The organism is Tepidimonas charontis, assembly GCF_007556685.1.
In the GTDB taxonomy this organism is placed as follows: Bacteria; Pseudomonadota; Gammaproteobacteria; order Burkholderiales; family Burkholderiaceae_C; genus Tepidimonas; species Tepidimonas charontis.
In genome coordinates this window covers 1-20,306 of record NZ_VJON01000027.1, presented here as the reverse complement: position 1 = coordinate 20,306, position 20,306 = coordinate 1, and the positions used below count along the sequence as shown (strand labels likewise).

The window sequence follows — 20,306 nt, the reverse complement described above, 5'->3', positions numbered from 1 at the left end:
CCCCACGGGCGTCGACGGCCATCAGTAGACATCGGTGTCGCCCGGATGAAAGTGTGGCGGCGCATCATCTGCCCAGGTGCACGCCGGCACGACACGAGCAGCTACCATCGGCTCGGTTGCCGCCGGGAGCGTCGACTGCGCACCGAAAGCCCGTGGCCACACATCCCAGGTACGCATGCCCGACGCGATCGATAAGGCGGTGAGCGCTTGCTCCAGCGTGGGACCACCTGCGGCCATGGCGCCATCGACGACCATGGGGTGCTGCGCGCCCGTGGTACTGACCAACCACCCCCCCACAACCCATGGTGCACGGCGCAATATCCACAGTTGGTACGTGATGCGTGGATGTTGGGCGTAGCGCCACAGCAAATACGCTGGGCCTTTGTCAGGCGCGGGAGCGATGCCGATGGGGCGCACATCTGCCAGCCGACGCGCGAGCTGCGCATCACGGGCAATGCGAGACCACGGCACGCACTGCGCCCACCAGCCTGCGGCGGTGCGCCAGCGCCGAATCGTTTGCGCCGGCGCGCACCAAGACACCTGCGCACATCCATACAGTGCAGCGTAGAAGCCAAGGCGTTGCCCCAAGCGAATCTGGCGTTGTCCGGCAAAACCGTAAGCGAAGGTTGGCCATGCCCGAGGCCCCAGCCCAACGACATCATGCGCCAGTGCTTCGATCAGTCGCCGATTGATGTTGTGTCGGCCCCAATCCCCGCGTACCGCGGTCGCCGCCATCACGTCACACACGTGGATCATGCGCAGCGGCTGCGCACCGGCCCGCCCAGAGAAGACTTGCGCGCCGGCGTGACCAACGATGTCGCCGCCACGATCGACGGCCACGACATTGGCACTGCCAAGCAGCGCCGATCCGTGATATTTCCATCGCCACACCTCGGGCGTCATCGCCTGTCCGAAGACGCGCGTAAAGAGCGCGCAGACCGCGCCAATGTCGCGATCGTGTATGGAACGAATGACGGGTTGCAACGCCAGCGTGGATGTTGACACGGGCAGCGCTCTCCTATACGATGTCTGAAGCGAGGGAGGGGGCGAAGGTTACCATCTGGAGGGGAAGCCGGTGCGTCAAGCGACCCGTCCCATGCTGGTCTGGACTCAATCATCCGTATCTTGGGAGTCATCATGGCACTGAGCGCACAACAGGATATCGACATCTACCGGTTTTTCGCCATCGCTTTTGGTGCGGCGCCGGGCAAAACCTACTATCAACAAGTAGCCGATGCCTACAACGCCGGCCTCACAACCAAACAAATCGTCAATATCTTCACAACCAAATCGGTCTTTTTAGACCGTTATCCTGGCTCGTTGGGCAGCGCGGAGTTTGCCCGACGTTTGGTTGACAACGTGGTAGGCAGCTCCGCCAGCGATGCCGACAAAAATGCCGCAGTACAAGATATCGTCAATGCCATGAACGGCGGCATGACACGGGGTGACGTGATTTATACGGTGTTCAACAACCTGGCCAACAAGAGCTTTCAAGATCCCACCTGGGGCAAAACGGCACTCAAAATGGCCAACGAGGTGGCGGTGGCGCGCTTCGTCACCGGAACCTTGGGCGAGGTCACGACCGATGTGGCAACGTTGCAGGCGTTCCTGAACGGAATCACGTCAGATACTGTATTGGCCGAACGCTACACACAATTGGCGAGCGCCTTCCGCAACAACCAGGCGTCGGCTTTCACCGTATATGGCAATACCAACGACAATATCCAGGGAACGGTGGCCGACGACCGCATCGATGGTGGAATGGGACACGACACCATCACGGGCGGCGACGGCAACGACGTGCTATACGGCAACTCCGGCGACGATAAAATTTACGGTGGTGCCGGAGCCGATTTTATCGATGGCGGCCTGGGCGCCGATTATATAGACGGCGGCCGGATTTCGGTTTGGCAAGGGAAATATTATGTTTATGACACCTCTGTCAATATCATCTTTGGCGGCGGTGGTGCCGATACGATTGATGGCGGCTACGGGAACGATCAACTATACGGGGACGACGGCGCAGATGTGATTTATGGTTACGAGGGTGCCGATTTGATTTTTGGTGGCAGTGGAGCAGACCGTATTTACGGCGGTGGCGGCAAAAATACGATCGATGGTGGTGACGGTGATGACTCCATAGATAGTGGGGACGATTGCTATGTCGATGGCGGTGCCGGCAACGACGACATTCACGTAGGCTTTGGTTCGAGCGTTTACGGTGGATTGGGCAACGATGATATAGAGATAGGTTATTATAACTCCACCTCGTCGCAGCCCAGCGTCGTTCGCCCTGGCGATGGGCATGATCAAGTAACGGTTTATGACGCGCACCGTGCAACGGGCGGCGTGGTCATCGATCTTTCCGAAGATACGCCAGGCTATGATCAAATCATCGTCCATACCGCCCAATCGGTGACCCCGACCGTGACGATAAAGGGCTTCAAAATGGGCGATGACGAAATGGAAATCGGGGAGTTCTACACTGTCGACGGATACAGAAAATGGAGTGCAGGTTATTACAACAGCTTCACAAAACAATGGCAATCGTATACCCAGATCATTACGTCGCCCACTCAAGCGTATCAAGCCTCGGCCGGCTTCTTCGTCATCCAAGGCGCAGCGGCCGCGGCCGCCGACACCGTGAGTGTAGCTGCATTTCTCGATCCGTATGGAAATAATCATACATATAAAAAATATACTTTTGCTCATTATAGTTATGGTCACTATTTCTTGATCAATGTCGGCGCCAACGATATGGGCCTCTACTATTTCAAAGATGACAGTGGTGCCGACAATCGCGTCGTACCCGATGAGATTACACCGATTGCAATTTTCGCTGGCCTGCGTACCGACCAACTGTCTTTGATCGATGTGCTGGGCAGCTTTACGTGATCACGCCACCCTATCGACACGGTTTGCAATATCGCGAAACGCCGCCGTCGGCGGCTTTTTTTATTTCGCCATCGCATCGGGCGCGCTACTGACCACCTCCCAGTGACCGTTCAGCAAGAAATATCCTTGATGCGTGGTGGTTTGCTCCAATTCGAGGGTGGCCACCGGATCTATCCACTGGTAGACGTGGCGCGCGCGTTCACACAGCAGATACACGCCCACCCGATAAATACCACGGGTCAGCGGTATCGACGGAAGAACGAAACGCAGGCGGCCTCGTCCGCGTCCATCGATGGGCCGCACGGCGAGCGATTGACTGTCGTGTGATGCCAGGATACGGCCCGTCACCGATGACAAGACCACGGCCACATGGGGCGGCGGAAGCGTCGTGCGGGTTCGGTAGCCGACATCGACGGTCAGCGTGGACACACCGCTGCGCCCGGCAAGACGTTCTCCGCTAACGCCGTCTAGGCGCACCTCAACGGAGGTGATCTCCGCCGGCGCCGACTTAGGGGGAGCGGCCGTGCGCGGATCTGGATGCGTGAGGCCATCGCGCGTCACGACGTCCTGGTCGAGAAAGTCGCGGTACGCCGACAGAACATGGGCGGTTGGCCCGAGCGCCTTGACACGTCCCTCATGCAGCCATAAAACGTGATCACAAAACAAGTCGATATGGTAGAGCACATGACTGCACAGAATGATGGTCGCGCCCTGCTCTTTGATGGCGGCTATGCGATCGAATGATTTTCGGCTGAAGTCACCGTCACCCACCGACAGCGCCTCGTCGATGATCAGTATATCGGGCTCAAGCGCCGAGGCCACTGAGAAGGCCAGACGCACGAGCATGCCGCTGGAATAGGTTTTGACGGGGCGATCGATATAGTCGCGCAAACCACTGAAGGTGACGATTTGCTCGAAACGCGCCAATATTTGTGAGCGCGTAAAACCGAGTGCCGCCGCGTAAAGATGAATGTTTTCCCGCCCGGTAAACTCCGGGTTGAAACCAGCGCCCAACTCCAATAGCGCAGCGACGCGTCCAGCGGTTTCGACACGACCTTCGGTCGGCGTTAGTGCGCCGTTGATCAGTTGCAACAACGTTGACTTGCCCGCGCCATTCAATCCGACGATGCCCAGCGCTTGCCCGGGTTGCAGCGAGAAATTGATGTGGCGCACGGGCCAAAATCCCTCCGAGGCATCGGGCGGCACGCCCAATAAGGTGTGCCACAGCCTCCGCAAAGGACGGGGCAGGATCGCGTAGTGCTTACCAAGATTGGTGACGCGCACCGCGCCACGCGGCATATCAGAGGACATCGGCAAAGCCTTTGCGTAAGCGCATGAACCAGCTGTATGCAAGAAAGGCAAAACCAAGGGCTGCGCCCGCATGGGCGATCGCGTTCGCCCCATCAATAGCTTGCTTGAGGGTGAACGCTTGGCGCAAACTTTCAACACCCCAGGCAATGGGATTCCAGTCGATCAGCCAGCGCCAGGACGGCGGTATCACGTCGGCCGGATAGAACACGGGACTCAAAAATAGCAAAACGCTGGTTACGTGACCAACGATGTGGCTGGTGTCACGCACAAAGACGCCGAGGGCAGCCAAGAACCAGGCGCAGCCTAAGGCATATGCAATGAGCACGAGCGCGATTCCAGTAATGGTCAATGGTGCCACGTTGTCTGCACCGTGTAATGCGATGGCAGCAGCCGTGGCGATCAGGATCATGATGAAGAATGACACGGCGCTGGCGCCGACGAGCGCCGCCGGCAAAAGCGGCAACGGAAATTTGATTTTATTGACCAAGTGCGGTTGACTGACGATGGCATTTGGGCTGCGTTGGATGACGTCTGCTATAAAGTTGAATACCGCCAAGCCGATGAAGACATGCAGCGCGTAGACAAGGACATCCTGCCGACCTGACACACCCCAGCGCAGACCGATGAACTGGTGAAACAATAAAACGAATATGCCAAGTTGCAGCGTCGGCTGCAAGATCAACCAGGCCAAACCGAGCAAACTGCCCGAGTAGCGCGCCAGCAGCTCACGGCGCACCCATTGAAAATAAATGAATAACATGAGCAATCGTCAAGAAGCGAGGTGCGTCAGGGTGATTGTGACGACCTTTACGGACGCCGCCCGACACGTCCAGTTGCCCTGTTCAGCCGGATCGCCGCAGGGTGGCGCGTCATTCCCGGTGATCGGATGCGTCATCGTGTTTGTGCCGCCTTTTTCGAGCAAGGACAAAAAGGATGTACCGAATGCGGTCGATATCGTTGATCGTTGACAGCGCACACAACCGCAGCCACGCGCGCAAGGGTCGCCATCCGGGCGACAGACCACAGCCCGATGAACGAGCCAACTTGAATGGTAGGCTCAGCGCGAATAGTTTGATCGGGGAGATCAGAAGACGCGAATGAGGTGTGCGCATCATGTTGGATGTCGACGCCGTATGCTGCGCAAGTGGGTCCAGCGCATCGCGAGTTTTAACGCCAGGCTGGGCAGGCGCGCAAACCGTGCAAACGGCCACGGCGCGGCCAGCTGGCGCTTCAGCCGCGCCGGGTGTAACCAGTCGGTCCAACGCAGCGGCGCTGGCGCCAGCTCCAGCAGGTGTTCGTGGCCGAAGTCTTCGGTATGCGCCAGGGCCGCGATCAGCTGCACTTCCTGCGGCGTAGGATAGACGACGGCGCGCTCGGCCAGCGCCATCGCGTAGGGCTTGAGCGCTGCGAAATCGGCCCCGGTGAGGGTCTGTGCGGCGAGCATATGCTCCCAATACAGCATCACCCCGTCTTGCAGCGCCTGGATCGAGGGGTTGCAGCGCAGCTCGGCTTGGCGGTCCGGCGCCGCGTCGTCCTTGAAAATGGGCTGTACCGTCTCGCCGACCTCCTGGTAGCCGATGGTGGTGCCGTGCGGCGCGCGGGCAGCCTGCTCGAACAATTCTTCGAAGTCCAGTGGCGCGCGCTCGTGCGCGTTGCCGCGCCGGCGGTCGTACATCAGCCCTTCGATGGAGCCATGAGACAGTGCATCCTGGTGAATGGCGTGCACGTAGGCAAAGTAGTAGCCGTGCACGGTTGGGTAAGGCCCGTGCGCCGCGAATGCTTTTTCCAAGAAGCGTTGAATGGTGGCGTTCCAACCAATATCGACCAGCGCGACACATTCGCAGGAAAAAAACCCGTGCTGGGCAAAATAGCGGTGCAGCCGTGCGCGTGCCTGCTCGCCCAGCGGACGGACGCGGGACTGCACCCGTTCATCATCCAAAAACGCCCGCAGCCGCGGATCGTTGCGGTCTCTCAAGGGCTGCTGCATGGGCTGCAAGCCGTGTTCGCGCGCCAAATCCGCGAATTCCTCCGGCGGCAACCCGTAGGTCTTGAGTATGGACCACAGCCCTTGCTGCTTGGGGTTGTACAGGGCAACCGCGGCGCGTTCGGCGTCCAGCCCTTCGGCCACGGCCGCCTGCGCCGCCACGGCGCGACTGACGCATATGTACGCAGCTTCGGGCCACGGTCCGGGCAAATGCCGCACCGCATCGGCATACATGTGATAGAAGAGATACCCGTCGCGCGCCAAGAACAGCAGCCGCTGCGGCCGATCGGTTTTGACGCGCTCCAGCAAGCCGGCCATGAACGTTGCAAACACCGGCCCCAGCACTTCCAGCCCGTACTGGAAGTAGGGGTCGTCACGGCGCGCGCGCGGGTCGGCTTGCAAGCGTTGCGCAATCACCTCTGCAACCCGCCGACCGGGCCAGATGCCACCCGAAGCCGCCATACGGGCCGAGAGCGCCTGACGACGGCGGCGCGCGCGCTCGCGCCGCTCGTCCAAAAAGACACCGGTCAGGCCCAACCGCGCGGGCGCCACCGCATCCGCCAGAACGTTGTCGCCGACGTGCAGCACGGCTTCAGGCGGCAGCCCTTCTCGATGCAAGACGTGTTGAAACAAGCGTGCTGAATATTTGCCCATCCGGTGCTCGGACGAGACGTAGATGTGGTCGATCAAGTCGGCGTAGCCCAGTGCGCCCAGCAGCTGCCGCAGGTGCCGCTGGCCAAGGTACATGTCGGAGATTGCCAGCACGCGCAGCCCTTGCGCCTTGGCCCATTGCAAAAACAGATGCGCATTGGCCTTGGGCTGCAGCGCCAGGCGCTCCAGCTCCAGTTCGGTCTGCTCCACCCACTCGGCCAGCGCGGCGCGCGCCGCATCGTCCCAGTCGGGCAGCAGGCGTGCCAGCCACGCGTGGACCAGTTCATCGTGGTGGCATTCGTGGTCATAGCCGTCGGCCAGCGCCGCCTGGCGCAAGGCATACTCGGCCTCGCGCCGCATGTGCAACACATAGTCCGCGTGCTCGGGCACGCCCAGACGGTCGGCTAGGCGAGCGGCCACTTGGCGCACGATGTCGTCGGGCGGCTCCACACAGCGCGCCACCAGCGTGTCGAACACATCCACCGAGATGGCTTGCAGCGCGGGGCGTTGCTGCACCAAGCGGCGCAGCGCCGCAAAGCCGTTGACCCGATGCAGCGACGCGCCAGCCGGCACGGTACGCGCCAGCGCCAGTTGCTGGCGCACAGCCCGCAGCAGCTGCTGCCAACGTTTCCTCGAGCGCGCCCGTGCGGGCGCCGACGTGCTCATCGCGTTCGTCGCACGCCACGCCCAGGCGCGGGCTTGCAGCTGCGCATGGCGCAAGGCGGCGTCGCGCTCAGAGACTCTCCGCTCACACTCACTCAGCTTTTGCTCATGCTGTGCGAGTGCCACCTGTAACGTCTGCACTTGCCGCTGGGCTTGGTCGCGCAGGATCTGCACTTCGTAGCCCTCGATGCGGGCCCACTGGCTATTCAAATGCGCCACCCGCTGCGCCAAGGGCCCCGGCAGCGCCAGCAGCGCCCCCAGGTGGCGGCGCAATAGGGCGGCGGCCTCCAGGTTGGCCGCCAGCGGGCTTTCGCTGATGGTGTTGGCGCCGTGCAAGCGGTAGGCCAACAGCGGCTCGTCCACCCAGGCCAGGCGGGCGCCGGCCGCCACCGCGCGCAGCAAAAAATCGTAGTCATGGACGTAGCGATCGGCGCTGAAAGGGCGCAGCCGCTGCCACAGCGCGCGCGTGAAGACGAAGTTGGAGGTCGTCATGAAGACATTGCCCTCCAGCAACGTCGCTACCCAATCGCCCGTTTCCCGCCACACGGCTTTGAGCGCAGCGAACGCACTCACCCACCAATGGTCGGTGATCTCGTTACCGGCCGCGTCGATGAGCTGGATGTCCGTGCCCACCAGATCCGCCTGTCCGGCCTGCAACACGTCAACACAACGCTGCAGCCGCCCGGGCAAAAAAAGGTCGTCGGAGTTGAGGACCGCCAGATACGGGCCCTGCGCCCGATCCAGCAGCGCCCCCAGCGTCGCATGGGCGCCTTGGTTGACCGAATGGCGCGTGACGATCAAGCGGGGGTCGGTGAGCTGCTGCAACACTTCCCACGTACGGTCGGTGGAGGCATCGTCGCACACCCACACCTCACCCACCAGCGGGTACGCCAAGGCGCTGCGCACGGCCTGGGCGACGTAGGCCTCGTGGTTGTACGCGGGAATGACGACACTGACGGCTTCGATGGTCAAACCGGTCCCTCTCCGTGTAGATATTGGCGCAACCACCGCAAGGGCGCGGTCAACCAACGGCCCAGACGGAAACTGACGCTGCGCTCGACCAAACGCAATGAGCGCTCGGCCGCACTGGCCCGCGCTTCAGCTTCGGCGATCCGCACCTGCGCTTCGGGTGACAACTCGCTGCGGGGCTCGCTCAGCCGAGCGCGCAACGTTTGATTATCGCAGAGGGCGCTGTGCCAACGCTGCTCGAGCTCGTCGCGTTCTCGCACCAGCGCGTCGATAACACCCGATATCTGCTCGGTACCAATCCAGCGCTGCCGTATCATGCGTATTTCATCGATCGCCTCAACGGCGCGTGAGCGTTGATCATTTCGATATATAGCAGATACTCGACCCGTGCTCAACATATCGGTGCGCTGCGACACCTGAAGCCAAAAATCCCAATCCTCGAGGCGCTGCAACGACTCGTCGAAATGACATCCATACGCGTGAACGAGCCTCATACGAAATGCAACCGTGTGTATCGGATGCCGGTTACGTACATACAATAAATCCCTATCAAAAGGCAAATCATAGGTAAACAATAGCCGCCCGTCGCTATCCACCACATGCGCATTTGCATGCACGGCATCAACTTCGGGATGGGCACGCAACACATCGACCAATGATTCGAGGTGGTGCGGTAAAAACAGGTCGTCGTCGTCAAGAAAGATAGCGACCTCACCCCGCGCCGCGCGCAGCGCCGCATTGGCAGCCTGCGGCCGCGTCAGAGCAACTCCGGTATTGACGATACGCAGCTCTGCAACGGAGGCCAGGGCTGGAAACCTTTGCCGTGGATCGCGTCCATCAGCCGCCACCACGACGATTTCGATGGGTCGATAGGTTTGGGCGAGGACGCTCGCCACCGCCTCTTCCAGTCGCGGATCACCAATGGTACGCACCAGAACACTGACCAGCGGCAAATCAGCAGGCGTTGCAGCGCGCCCATCGTGATGGAGGCGAAGCGCATGCAATCCAGGCACTGTCGCCATGAAGCCCCCGACAGCTGTATTCATCACATAAAATGCTTCCGCCGCAAGACTAGAGCGACCCAGCGTAAGGGTGCGAAAGCGGTCTTTCGCCTCGATACACTGGGCGTAGCTCGCCAAGGCCTCCTGCGACGTAAAGCACCGGACCGCCGCGCGTTTTTGGTCGAAGACAGCCGTAATATCACAGAGGTGCGTTGGATCGATGAGGAGGTGCCCCGATTCATACCACGCCAGATCCGGCCTGGGACTTAGCTGCTGTATCGCAGCCATCAGCGCCAAACCCAACGCCTGATGGTCGGGATGCGGCTCGGTGGGGGGCGTACAAAAAACGATATCGGGACGATAGTCAACGAGCGTTGTGCATAGCCGCTCGACGAGAGACGGCTGAAGACGCACATTTCGGTCCGACACGTCCCAAAACACCAGTTCGTAGCCCAACAGCGCCGCTGCCGCACGCGCTTCCTCGCGGCGCTTACTGGTTACCTCGTCAGCCGGCCTGTCGGGATGACTGAAACGACCATCGGTGACGACCACCACCTGCACCGAGGCACCGGCGCGCACAGCTAGCGCCAGCGTGCCACCGCAGCCGAAGACCTCGTCGTCGGCATGGGGCGCAAATACCAAGTACCGCCGATAACGCGCGATATCGAACGGCTGCGGGAAGGTTTGACCCTCCAGTTGTCGGTCTAACATGACGAACTATTTGATTGCCAAGAGCAGGTCTGATCCGACAATGTGGCCACCACCGTTACCGGCGCGACTCTTAGAAACGTAACCAAGTCGGCACCTTGAATCGAATGATCGAGCGGTACATCACGATATAAGCCGTCATGAAAAATAAACAAAAAAGCATCAATATCCAAGAATTATCCCAAAACAGTACGGCTGGCACCAGCGTAAACGCAGCAAAAGCCCATAGGTAGGGCGACGTTTTATTATTGCGTATGAGCAGTCGTCGTACCTGGTCACCCTCAAATACCTGACGAACGATTCGGCGGTAGATCAGCTGGTGAAAGTGCAGCGCGTCCGCAACGCTGGGAGACTCCCCGCGCACCCACTTTCTGTATATCGAGAACAAGGTTTCTGAAACGGGATAAACGAACACCAGCATTGGAAACCATGGCGACACCCGCGAATTTCCTTGAACCAATTGTATCGACGCAATGGCGAGACTGATACCCCACAGATAGGCGCCCCCGTCGCCAGCAAACAATAAACCACGCGGATAATTCCAGAATAAAAATCCAAGGGTAGCCCCAACCAGGCCAATCAACCAACCAGCCAAGCGCCAATCACCCACCTTGATAGCCACATAGGCCAATGCCAATGCTGCCGCTGCAGCAATGACGCCCGCCAGGCCATTGTAGCCATCGATGATATTGAACGCGTGCGGAAGACCCGCGATAGCCACCACCGCCAGACAAACGCCAAACAGCGCAGAGGACTGCCAAAAGACATCGAGGAACGCAAAGCCTGTGCGCGCGATGGACAAGTCCAGCAACACGACAGCCAGCAGTCCAGTGACGAATGTCAATAGCAACCGCCATCGGGGTTCCAGCCGCTGCGTGCAGTCCTCATACCACGCTGCCGCCAAGCCCGGCAATACGGCTAACCACCACATCGCAAGCTCGGCGCCATTCAGCGCTGCCAGCCCAACGTCGCCCAACGTAGGCGATAGGGCGGCGCGTACGCCCGCGATCGCCATGCCCGCGGCAAGGGCGACGCCTCCGAGCCGCGGAACGTCGCCGATGTGAAAGCGTTGAGGCTTGTCATCGTCGAGCCCCACGGTCCAATGCCGGCCATTACGCACCAAAACGGCGGACACGGCAAAGGCCACCACGAGTGCCACAAGCGCTTGAATGAGCATGATTGCCGAATTTACGCTGACCCCAGCGGGTGCTAGCGCAACGCCGCGTTGATGCGCTCGATTTCTTCTTCGACACTCTCGCCGGCCAGCGCCCACAGGCGCAGCCGCGCCAGCAACACTTCGTAGCGGGCCTGCGCGAGGTCGCGCAGCGCCGTTTGGCGCTGCTGCTGGGCGTTGAGCACGTCGAGCACGGTTCGGGTGCCAGCGGCCCACGAGCGTTGGTTGGAGGTGACAGCGAGCTCGGCCGCTGCCACCGCGCGCTCCAGCGCCCGCACGCGCTCGATGCCTTCGGTGATGGCGCGGTATTCGCGGTGCAGACGCACGCCGAGATCGCGGCGGGTGGCTTGCAGGGTTTCTTGGGCCCGCGTCAGTTCTGCCAGGGCTTGGCGCGTGGCGGAGTCGACGGCTCCCCCGGCGTACAGCGGCAGGTTGAACTGCACGCCGACGCTGCGGTTGGTGTAGCGCGAGCTGGGAGTGGTGACGTTTTCGCTGGCGCTGTGGGTGACCTGGGCGTAAGCGTCGAGCGTGGGCAGGTGCCCCGCTTGGGCACGCCGGACTTCTTGCTCGGCGACTTGGACGCGGGCTCGCAGGGCTTGCAAGGTCGGGTTGCCCTGCTCGGCCTTGGCCAGCCAAGCGTCGAGGTCGAGCGGTTGCGGGGGACTGAGCACGAGCCGCTGCGGATCGAGGGCAGCCAGGGCGTCGGGTTCGCGGTCGATGAGCGCGCGCAGGCCGTGACGGGTAAAGTCGAGCTGCTGGCGCGCGCGCAGCTCGTCTGCACGCAGCAGGTCCAGCCGCGCTTGCACTTCGTCGACGTCGGTGCGGGTGCCGGTGCCGGCTTGCCAGGCCTTGACGGCGGCGTCGAGCTGGATGTGCGCGACCCGCACTTGCTCGCGCACGAGCGCCAATTGGTCGTGCGCGTACAGGGCTTCGAAGTAGGCGCTGGCAACGCGCGGGCCCAGGTTGTCCAGCTCGGCTTGCAGGGTGGCGTCGGCATCGGCCACGACCGCACGCGCTTGCTCCAAGGCTGCCCACAGCGCGGGGCGGTACAGCGGCTGGCGCAAGGTGAGGCTGGCGTTTTTGCTGTAGTAGCGCTCGTCGCTGGTGACGGGTTGTCCCAGGATATTGGCCTGGGTGCGCGTGAGGTCGTTGTGGGCACGCCCGGCGCTGGCGCCGATGTTGGGCAAGAGCTGGGCGCGCGCTTGCGGCAGGCGTTCGCGCTGGGCGTCGGCGGCGGCGCGCGCGGCGCGCACCGTCGCGTCGTTGTCGAGCGCCAGCCGATAGGCTTCGGTCAAGTCCAGCGCTGCGGCCGGGCTAAGCGCCGCACACGCGATCAGGGCCGCAGCGCCCAGGCGCAGCCAGCGCGGCCCACGCACGGCCAGCGTTTGCAGTGAGGGGGACGGCATCGGCTCACTCCTCCTTGAGACTGGCGGCGACCCGGCGCACCAGCGGGCCCATCAGGTAGGTCAGCAACGAGCGCTCACCCGTTTTGATGATGATGTCGGCCGGCATGCCCGGCTGCAAGCGGCGCTGCCCGAGCGCCGCCATGCCTTGCGGCGTGAGCGCCACGCGCAACAAGTAAAAGCCCGCGCCGGTGTGGGGGTCGGTGAGCAGGTCTTGCGACACCGAGGCGACTTCGCCTTCGACGACCAGTTGCGGCGTATGCGAGAAAGCCGAGAAGCGAACGTCGGTCTTGAGGCCGGCGCGCACTTTGTCGATCAGGTGAGGCTCGAGCCGGGCTTCCAGCAGCAGCGGCTCATCCTCGGGTACGATGTCGAGCAGTTTTTGCCCGGGTTGGATGACCGCGCCCACGGTTTGCACCGCCAGGCCGACGACTTGGCCTTGCGCCGGCGCGGTGATGCGCGTGCGCTGCAGTTCCGCGCGGGCGGCCTGGTAGCGCTGTTGGTCGGCTTGGGCTTCGAGGGTGACGCGACTGAGCTCGTCTTCGACCGCTTTGCGAAAGTCTTGCTGGCGCGCCACGGCACGCTGGCGCAGCTCGGCCATGGTGCGCTGCGCGCGCTGGATGTTGCCTTGCAGCTCGGTGAGGCTGGCTTGCAGTTCGGCCACTTGGCGCTGCAAATCGTTTTGGCGCACGCGCGGGGCGTAGCCCTCTTCGACCAGGCCCGAGAGGTTGCGCAAGTCCTCTTGCAGCAAGGCCAGTTGCTGGCGGCGCGCCGGCAGGACGCCCTCGTAGGCGCGCAGGAGGGCCTGCTGGCCCTGGATGGCCTCTTCGATGGCTTGCAGCTCTGCCTGCAGGGCGGCGCGACGCGATTGCAGCAGTTGTTGCTGGGCGAGCATCTGGGCCTCGATCCAGGGATCGCCTTGTTCAGCGCGCACGTCTGGATGCCAGTCGATGCTGGCGGCGCCGACGCGCTCGGCCAACAAGCGGCCTTGCATCGCGCGCAGACCGAGGTAGCGTTGGCGCACGGTTTCGAAATTGGCTTTGGCCACCGCATCGTCGAGCACGAAGAGCAGCTGCCCTTCGCGCACGAGGTCGCCTTCGCGCACGTGCACTTCACGTACGATGCCGCCGCTCAAGTGCTGCACGGCTTTGCGTTTGGTGTCGATGGCCACCGCCCCGTGCGCGGGGACACCCTCGTCCAACGGGGCCAGGGCCGCCCAGAGCAGGAAGCCGCCAAAGCCCAAGGCCATCACCCAGGCCCCCCAGCGGGCCGCCCGGCTGGGGGGCCTGACGGAGGGCGCATCGAGGGCAGGTGCAGGCAGTGACGCCTCGTCGGGTATTTGGGAAGCGGGCACGGGGTGGTTCATGGATGCGGAGTGGGTGAAAACGGTGTATGCGAGATCGCAGCTTTACGCGGGCAGCGGCTGATGCGGGCCGGAAACCGTAGGATCGGCCGGGGTGGCAGCGGGCGTGGCCGCGTGGGGCGCTTGCAGGCGGCGCAGCACGTCGTCGCGCGGCCCCTGCGCCCAGATGCGCCCGTCGCGCATCAGCACCACACGGTCGGCCACGGCGAGCACCCCCGGACGGTGCGAAATGACGACGACGGTGCGCCCTTCGGCCTTGAGCGCCTGCAGCGCCTGCTGCAGCGCGGCTTCGCCCGCGTCGTCGAGGTTGGCGTTGGGCTCGTCCAGTACGACCAGCGCTGGACTGCCGTAGAGCGCGCGGGCCAGCGCCACGCGCTGGCGTTGGCCGCCCGACAGCAGCTGCCCCGCCTCCCCCATCGGCGTGTCGTAGCCTTTGGGAAAACGCAAAATGGTGGCGTGCAAGCCGGTGGTCTGCGCCGCTTGGATGACGAGCGCGGAGTCCTCGGCCCCCATGCGCGCGATGTTTTGTGCGATGGTGCCGTCAAAGAGCTCGATGTCTTGCGGAAGATAGCCGATGTGCGGACCGAGGGCGTCGCGGCTCCAGTCTGCCAGCGGACGCTCATCGAGCAGCACCTCGCCTTCGACGTCGGGCCAGATACCGATGATGACACGCGCCAGCGTCGATTTGCCCGATCCGGACGGCCCCATGATGACGGTGACGGTACCTGGCACGAGCTCCAAATCGATGCCGCGCAAGATGGGCTCGGCGCGCCCCGGCGCCCGCGCGACGACCCCCACCAAGCGGATGTGGCCTTGGGGTGCCGTGCGGCGCAATGCCGGGTCACGCGGCGGGTGCTGCGCAAGCAGGGCTTGCAGACGCAGGAAGGCTTGGCGCGCGCTCAAAAAGGCGCGCCAGGTGCCCACCAGCAGATCGATGGGAGCCAGCGCCCGGCCGGCCAGCACATTGGCAGCGATCATGGCACCGGGGGTCAGTTCACCGTCGATGACGAGCAAGGCACCCGCGCCCAGCATGAACGATTGTTGGCAGTAGCGCAGAAACTTGCTCAACGCCGTGATGCGGTGCTGCTGGGCGTGGGTGCGCGCGTGCTGCGCCATCACGTCGGCGTGCCGTTGCGCCCAGCGGCGCTTGAGGCCTTCGAGCATCCCCATCGATTCGATGACTTCGGCGTTGCGCAATTTGGCTTGTACGAAACGGGCTTCGTCGGCCTGCCGCTGCTGTAAGGCTTCGGTCGGGCCGAGCGCGCGGCGGTGCCCCCACCACGCCAGCGCGCCCTGCACCAGTGCGAATACGACGGCCAGCCAACCCAGCAGCGGATGCATGAGAAACAGCACCGCTGCGTAAATCGGCGCCCACGGCACATCGAAGAATGCAAATATGCCATTGCCGGTGAGGAATTGGCGCAGCTCGGTGAGGTCGGCAAACGCACGCCCCTGGCGAGCGCCATTGGGACGCAGGCTGGCATCGAACGCCGCTTGAAAGATCCGGTTGCTGAGCCTGTCGTCGATGCGCAAACCGGTCTTGACCAGGACGCGCGAGCGCAGCCATTCGGCAAGCGCCATGAGAGCGAGCAAAAACAAGGTCAGGATGGAGACGGCCAGCAGCGTCAACTCGCTGCGACTGACCAGCACCCGGTCGTACACCTGCAACATGTACAGCGCTGGCGCCAGCATGAGCAGGTTGGCCACGCCGCTGAAAAAGCCGACCCAGAGGAATTCGCGGCGAAATGCCGCCAGCGTGCGCCGCAGTTCGCTGCGGCCTGCGTGGTTATTTGGGTTCATGTGGGTTGCACCTGCGGTTGGGCGGCAGCTTTGGTCAGGGCGGTCGCCGCAGCGGGGCGCTGCAGGGCGGCCAGGACTTCGTCGCGCGGCCCCCAGGCTTTGGTGGCACCATCGACCAAAACCAGCATTTTGTCGACCACGGACAGCACACTGGTGCGGTGGGTGATGATGACGAAGGTGGTGCCGCGCGCCTTGCAGCGGGCAATCGCTTGGACCAGCGCCGCATCCCCGGCCTCGTCGAGGCTCGCGTTGGGCTCATCCAGCACGACCAAGGCCGGATCCCCGTAGAGCGCGCGTGCCAGCGCCACGCGCTGGCGCTGGCCACCGGACAGCACGGTGCCTTCGGCGCCCACCACGGTGTCGTAGCCCTGGGGCAGGGCCGCGATGAGATCGTCCAGCCCCACCAGCGCTGCCGCTTCGCGCACACGCGGCATGTCGACGCGCCCAAAGCGCGCGATATTTTCCGCGATGGTGCCATCGAGCAAGTCGACGCCTTGCGGCAAATAGCCGATGTGCGGGCCCAGCTCGGCCTTGTCCCAGCCAAAGACGTCCGCACCGTCGAGGCGGACCTTGCCCGCCATGCTCGGCCACAGGCCAACGAGCGCCCGCGCCAGCGTGGTTTTGCCGGAGCCCGACGGTCCGACGACGGCCAAGGCCTCGCCGGGTTGCAAGACAAAGGCGACCCCGCGCAGAATCGGCACCTGGGAGCCGGGCGGCGCGACGACCACGCCCTCGACGGTGAGCAGGCCCTTGGGCGGCGGCAGCGGCATGGCCGGCGGCTTAGGCGGCAATTGATTCATCCATTTTTCCAAGCGTTGCCAGGCATCGCGCGCGGTGACCACGGCGCGCCATTGGGTGACGATTTGAACCAGCGGCACGAGCACACGCCCGCCCAGGACGGAGCCCACGATCATCATCGCAGCCCCGCCGGGCAGGGCGTTTTCGAGCAACAGCCACGCGCCCAGCCCCAGCAGCGCCGAACTCCAGACCACTTGCACCCATTTGCTGAGCGCGGCAAACACGCCGGCGCGATCGGATGCGAGCGCCTGCAGGCGCAAGAACTCTTGCTGCAGCTTCCACCAGCGCTGATGCAGGGCGCGCATCATGCCCATGGCCTCGACGACCTCGGCGTTGCGCAGCATGCCGTCGGCGGCTTGCTGCGCTGCGATGGCCCCGCGGTTGGCGGCGCTCAGCGGTGGCTGGGTGGTGGATTGGTTGAACCACGCCAGCGCCACTTGCACGATGGCCCCGACCAGCGCCGCCCAACCCAGGACCGGGCTAATGAGGTAGAGGATGAGCAAGAAGACCAATGACAGGGGCGCCTCCATAGCCGCGCCCAGGACCGGGTGGTGAAAGAAGTCACGTACGGTGCGCCAGTCGAGCAAAGGCTGGACATTGGCCGCCCCTGGGCGACGTAGATTGGCTTGGTGGATGGCATCGATGATGCGCGGCGCCAATCGCTGGTCGACCCACGCTGCGGTTTCGCGCATGACTTCGGCGCGCGCCCACTCCAGAGTCTCCATGACGGCGTAGGCCAACACGACGGCCAAAGTGAGCATGGCCAGCGTGACGTGACTGCGGCTTTCGACGACGCGGCCGTACACTTCGAACATGTAGAACGTGGGCGCCAGCACCAACAAACCGGCCACGGCGGCAAACAGCCATGCGCGGCGTATCGACGGCCATAGATCCTGCAGCGGGAGCAGGCGCTGGGGCGACTCGCCCCCAGCGCCGATGGGCGAGGGATTCATGCGGTTGGTTCCACCATCAAGTACGCGGGAAAGTTGCCGGCCCCGTGTGCCGCGCTGGCACCGAGCGTCGTGACGTCGCCGCCTTCCACCGTGGATTGAGAATCGGACTGTAGGGTGAAGATGAGCTCGAAGTCATGTGCGGCGCGCGCCACCAAGACAATTTCGATGAGGCGCATGGTGTGAAAGGCCTCTTCGTCTTGCGGCCGCAAGGCGAGGTCGAAGCGCAGCCGGCCATCAAGGGTGTACATGGACACCCTGCCTTGGCGCACGCACAAAGTGTGCCGATCGAAATAGACCGGGCAGTCGTCGGCGAAGCGCAGCAGCGGCAGCGGTTTATCCCCTAAGCGTTGAATATGAAATGGGCTGCGCGGGTGCTGGAAGACGAGGCGCGCGGCGCGACACACCGAGTAAATGGCATTGCAGGCCATCTGCGAGCCCAGCGCCGGCAGCTGCTGCCGCACCAGGCGGTAGCCCAGGTGGTGCAGCGCCACGCGATTCCAACATCGGTGTTCGCGCACCAGCGGAGCCAACAGGTTGCACGCCTGGGCAAATGTCCGCTGCAGCGCCTGCAACCGCACCGCCTGCTCGGCGGTAACCGATAAAGGGATGCGGACGCTGATAGTTTTCATATAGGAATTCTAGCAGAGCACATCGTCTTCACGCGGCCTGCCGACCACTTACCGAAGTCTCAGAGCCAGCCGACGTCGTCGTCCACGATCGTGCGCATGGCTGTCAGCTTGGCTACGCCAGTGCCAAAGCTCCCGCCGACCGGGTTGAAGACGTCCATATAAAAAGTCTCGTCTTCCTCTGCAACGGTGTCACCGATGATCTCAACCGGGATCACCGCGCGTGTTTCACCGGGGTACAGTCGCAAAGTCCCTGTGACGGGAAGGTAGTCTTGACCAGCTCGCGCCGTTCCATCGCGGGTGGCGTAGTCTACGCTTACCATCTGCTCGGGATGCGCGCGCTCGCCGGTGAACTCGAGCAGGAAGTACGCATAGCGGGTGCCCGTATCGCCTTCGCGTACGGTGCGCTGGACATCCTCGGCGTGGGCGGGCGCCTCAGGATAGCCGGCGCGCAAGGACTGATCGATCCACTGCTGATGAACGCTGACCCGTTGCCATGCGGCGATCTCGCCGAAGGTTGCATTGGTGTCGCTGTCGATATCGGGACTTATGAATCCATAACTCAGGCTCGCCCCATAACTGGCAACCCCAGCGATACGCCGGTCGATGAACGCTGGACCACCACTGTCCCCTGGAGCGATGATCCCCTCTTCGAGACCAAGACCAAGGTCATCGCGACCCAACAGGACTCCTAACGCGTCATTGGTGGCCCAGCCGCTGTCGAAGTCGGCCATGAGGTGGACGCCAGCTCGTGGCGCCCACGCCATACCAGCACCCAGTGCGGCCTTGAGTTCCGCGCCGTCGGCGTCGAAGCGATTGTTGGCTTTCAAACGCAACCATGCGTTCACTCGCCCTATATGTCCGACGAGGCCGGTTCCGGGCTGACCGAAACCAACGAACTCGAAGGCACGCCCCAGCTCGTCACCCTCTCGGTAAATGTCATAGCGCGTTATGTCGGGCGGCGCAGGATCCCGCAGCCACACAATGGCGAGATCGTGGTTGAGGTTGCTGGCTTCATAATCAGGATGGATTTGGTAGCCGCTGATGGGGCTGGTAAAGGAAGTGCCGTCATCACGCAAAAACGTGATGTAGCCCGTCCCGGGTCGGGCATCGAACAAATGCGCCGCGGTAAGGATGGCCCTGCCGTCGTACAACACGGCACCGGTGCCCGCGTAGCCCGCGTAACTGACGAATACAACCCCCGTATGCCACGGTGACATGGCTCGGTAGCGCTGAACGGTGTAGTCGCCCGCAGTTGTGACCATGGTAACATGATACTCTCCTTCACGCCCTCGTGCGCAGCGCGGGTCGGCGCGTCGACGCGGCAAAGAGATCTGCTGAAACACCCCGCGCACTCGCGCGGTCGAGCGCTCAGTGGCGCCATGCTGATCGGGGCTATCCGCCACCGACGGGCGTAGCGTTGCAGAGCGTTCTCAGGTAAAATACCGCCATCGACGCGTTTGGTCGAACGAAACGAAGCATATTTCTTTTTGATCACGGCCGACGCTGGAAGCACCGAAGGACATACAGGTGTAAGATTTACACGGCACTTCGCACGTTCGTACAGGTCCGATTTCTGCCTCGTTTTTCTATATTAATGAGGTATCACTATCGAACGACAGACCCATTGCTGTAAAACGCCTCGCGAGAGACCATCCGTAGCCAATTGACTTTTACTAGAATGCCAGTCTACGCTTGGGAGACACAAGAAAACATGAGCCCGATCTATCGCATGGGTTAACGTCCAATAGCCTTAACTTTTTTCAAATCGACCTCTTTGATAATTTTATCGGCACCCCCAATCACCACCAGCTGAATGTAACATTCAAAACAGACCCTCAAACCGCACAGATATCACACAACGTTCCGTTTGCAATAATTAGTCGTCCCTGAAAAATTCATTTTCACGCCGCCCTTAGCCGCAGCTGGGCAGGGTTGGCGCCACTGGTCTCGGTTGGCCGCCGCTGGGCGAGCCACCGGCCGATGAGGCGCACGGCCGCAATGAGG

General features: G+C 62.7%; 14 protein-coding genes. 2 read left to right on the top strand and 12 right to left on the bottom strand.

The genetic code is table 11. From position 1 onward, the window contains the following. Positions 1-21: 21 nt before the first annotated feature. Positions 22-1,005 carry a GNAT family N-acetyltransferase gene (locus tag Tchar_RS08655; RefSeq protein ID WP_161595490.1) on the bottom strand — a complete coding sequence of 328 codons (984 nt, stop codon included), beginning with the start codon at positions 1,003-1,005 and terminating at the stop codon, positions 22-24. 132 nt (positions 1,006-1,137) lie between these two features. Between Tchar_RS08655 and Tchar_RS08650 the strand changes: the two genes are divergently transcribed. Continuing rightward, positions 1,138-2,895: a calcium-binding protein gene (locus Tchar_RS08650; RefSeq protein WP_144328669.1), complete on the top strand. Its 1,758-nt coding sequence runs from the start codon at positions 1,138-1,140 to the stop codon at positions 2,893-2,895. A 60-nt stretch (positions 2,896-2,955) separates the two neighbouring features. Here the strand turns inward: Tchar_RS08650 and Tchar_RS08645 are convergent, their stop codons facing one another. Together Tchar_RS08645 and Tchar_RS08640 are read right to left on the bottom strand one after the other, a co-directional pair. Beyond that, positions 2,956-4,206: an ABC transporter ATP-binding protein gene (locus Tchar_RS08645; protein WP_161595489.1), complete on the bottom strand. Its 1,251-nt coding sequence runs from the start codon at positions 4,204-4,206 to the stop codon at positions 2,956-2,958. After that, positions 4,196-4,966: an ABC transporter permease gene (locus tag Tchar_RS08640; protein WP_144328667.1), complete on the bottom strand. Its 771-nt coding sequence runs from the start codon at positions 4,964-4,966 to the stop codon at positions 4,196-4,198. Before Tchar_RS08640 ends, Tchar_RS08645 begins: the two co-directional genes overlap by 11 nt. Between Tchar_RS08640 and Tchar_RS08635 the strand changes: the two genes are divergently transcribed. Next, positions 4,965-5,174 carry a hypothetical protein gene (locus Tchar_RS08635; RefSeq protein WP_144328666.1) on the top strand — a complete coding sequence of 70 codons (210 nt, stop codon included), beginning with the start codon at positions 4,965-4,967 and terminating at the stop codon, positions 5,172-5,174. The two genes, Tchar_RS08640 and Tchar_RS08635, sit on opposite strands and share 2 nt — an antisense overlap. A 143-nt stretch (positions 5,175-5,317) precedes the next feature. Here Tchar_RS08635 and Tchar_RS08630 read toward each other — a convergent pair whose 3' ends face one another. The 9 genes from Tchar_RS08630 to Tchar_RS08590 form a co-directional block, all read right to left on the bottom strand. Further along, positions 5,318-8,476, bottom strand: a complete 3,159-nt coding sequence (locus Tchar_RS08630) for a glycosyltransferase (protein ID WP_161595488.1) — start codon at positions 8,474-8,476, stop codon at positions 5,318-5,320. Then, entirely contained in the window at positions 8,473-10,185 is a 1,713-nt protein-coding gene (locus Tchar_RS08625) for a PIG-L family deacetylase (RefSeq protein ID WP_144328664.1), read from the bottom strand. Before Tchar_RS08625 ends, Tchar_RS08630 begins: the two co-directional genes overlap by 4 nt. A gap of 70 nt (positions 10,186-10,255) precedes the next feature. After that, on the bottom strand, positions 10,256-11,359 hold the full coding sequence (locus tag Tchar_RS08620) for an MraY family glycosyltransferase (RefSeq protein ID WP_144328663.1): 1,104 nt from the start codon (positions 11,357-11,359) through the stop codon (positions 10,256-10,258). A gap of 32 nt (positions 11,360-11,391) precedes the next feature. After that, a complete protein-coding gene (locus Tchar_RS08615; protein WP_144328662.1) occupies positions 11,392-12,762 on the bottom strand; it encodes a TolC family outer membrane protein in 1,371 nt (456 codons plus the stop codon). Positions 12,763-12,766: 4 nt separating this feature from the next. Continuing rightward, positions 12,767-14,125 (bottom strand): HlyD family type I secretion periplasmic adaptor subunit, encoded by a 1,359-nt coding sequence (locus Tchar_RS08610; protein WP_144328661.1) that lies wholly within the window; start codon positions 14,123-14,125, stop codon positions 12,767-12,769. Positions 14,126-14,167: 42 nt separating this feature from the next. Further along, entirely contained in the window at positions 14,168-15,922 is a 1,755-nt protein-coding gene (locus Tchar_RS08605; protein WP_144328660.1) for a type I secretion system permease/ATPase, read from the bottom strand. Then, positions 15,919-17,673, bottom strand: coding sequence for a type I secretion system permease/ATPase (locus tag Tchar_RS08600; RefSeq protein WP_144328659.1), 1,755 nt, complete (start codon positions 17,671-17,673; stop codon positions 15,919-15,921). The genes Tchar_RS08605 and Tchar_RS08600 overlap by 4 nt, the downstream gene beginning before the upstream one ends. Continuing rightward, a complete protein-coding gene (locus tag Tchar_RS08595) occupies positions 17,670-18,302 on the bottom strand; it encodes a hypothetical protein (protein ID WP_144328658.1) in 633 nt (210 codons plus the stop codon). Before Tchar_RS08595 ends, Tchar_RS08600 begins: the two co-directional genes overlap by 4 nt. Before the next feature lie 59 nt (positions 18,303-18,361). Beyond that, positions 18,362-19,564 carry a Calx-beta domain-containing protein gene (locus tag Tchar_RS08590; RefSeq protein WP_144328657.1) on the bottom strand — a complete coding sequence of 401 codons (1,203 nt, stop codon included), beginning with the start codon at positions 19,562-19,564 and terminating at the stop codon, positions 18,362-18,364. Positions 19,565-20,306: the final 742 nt, after the last annotated feature.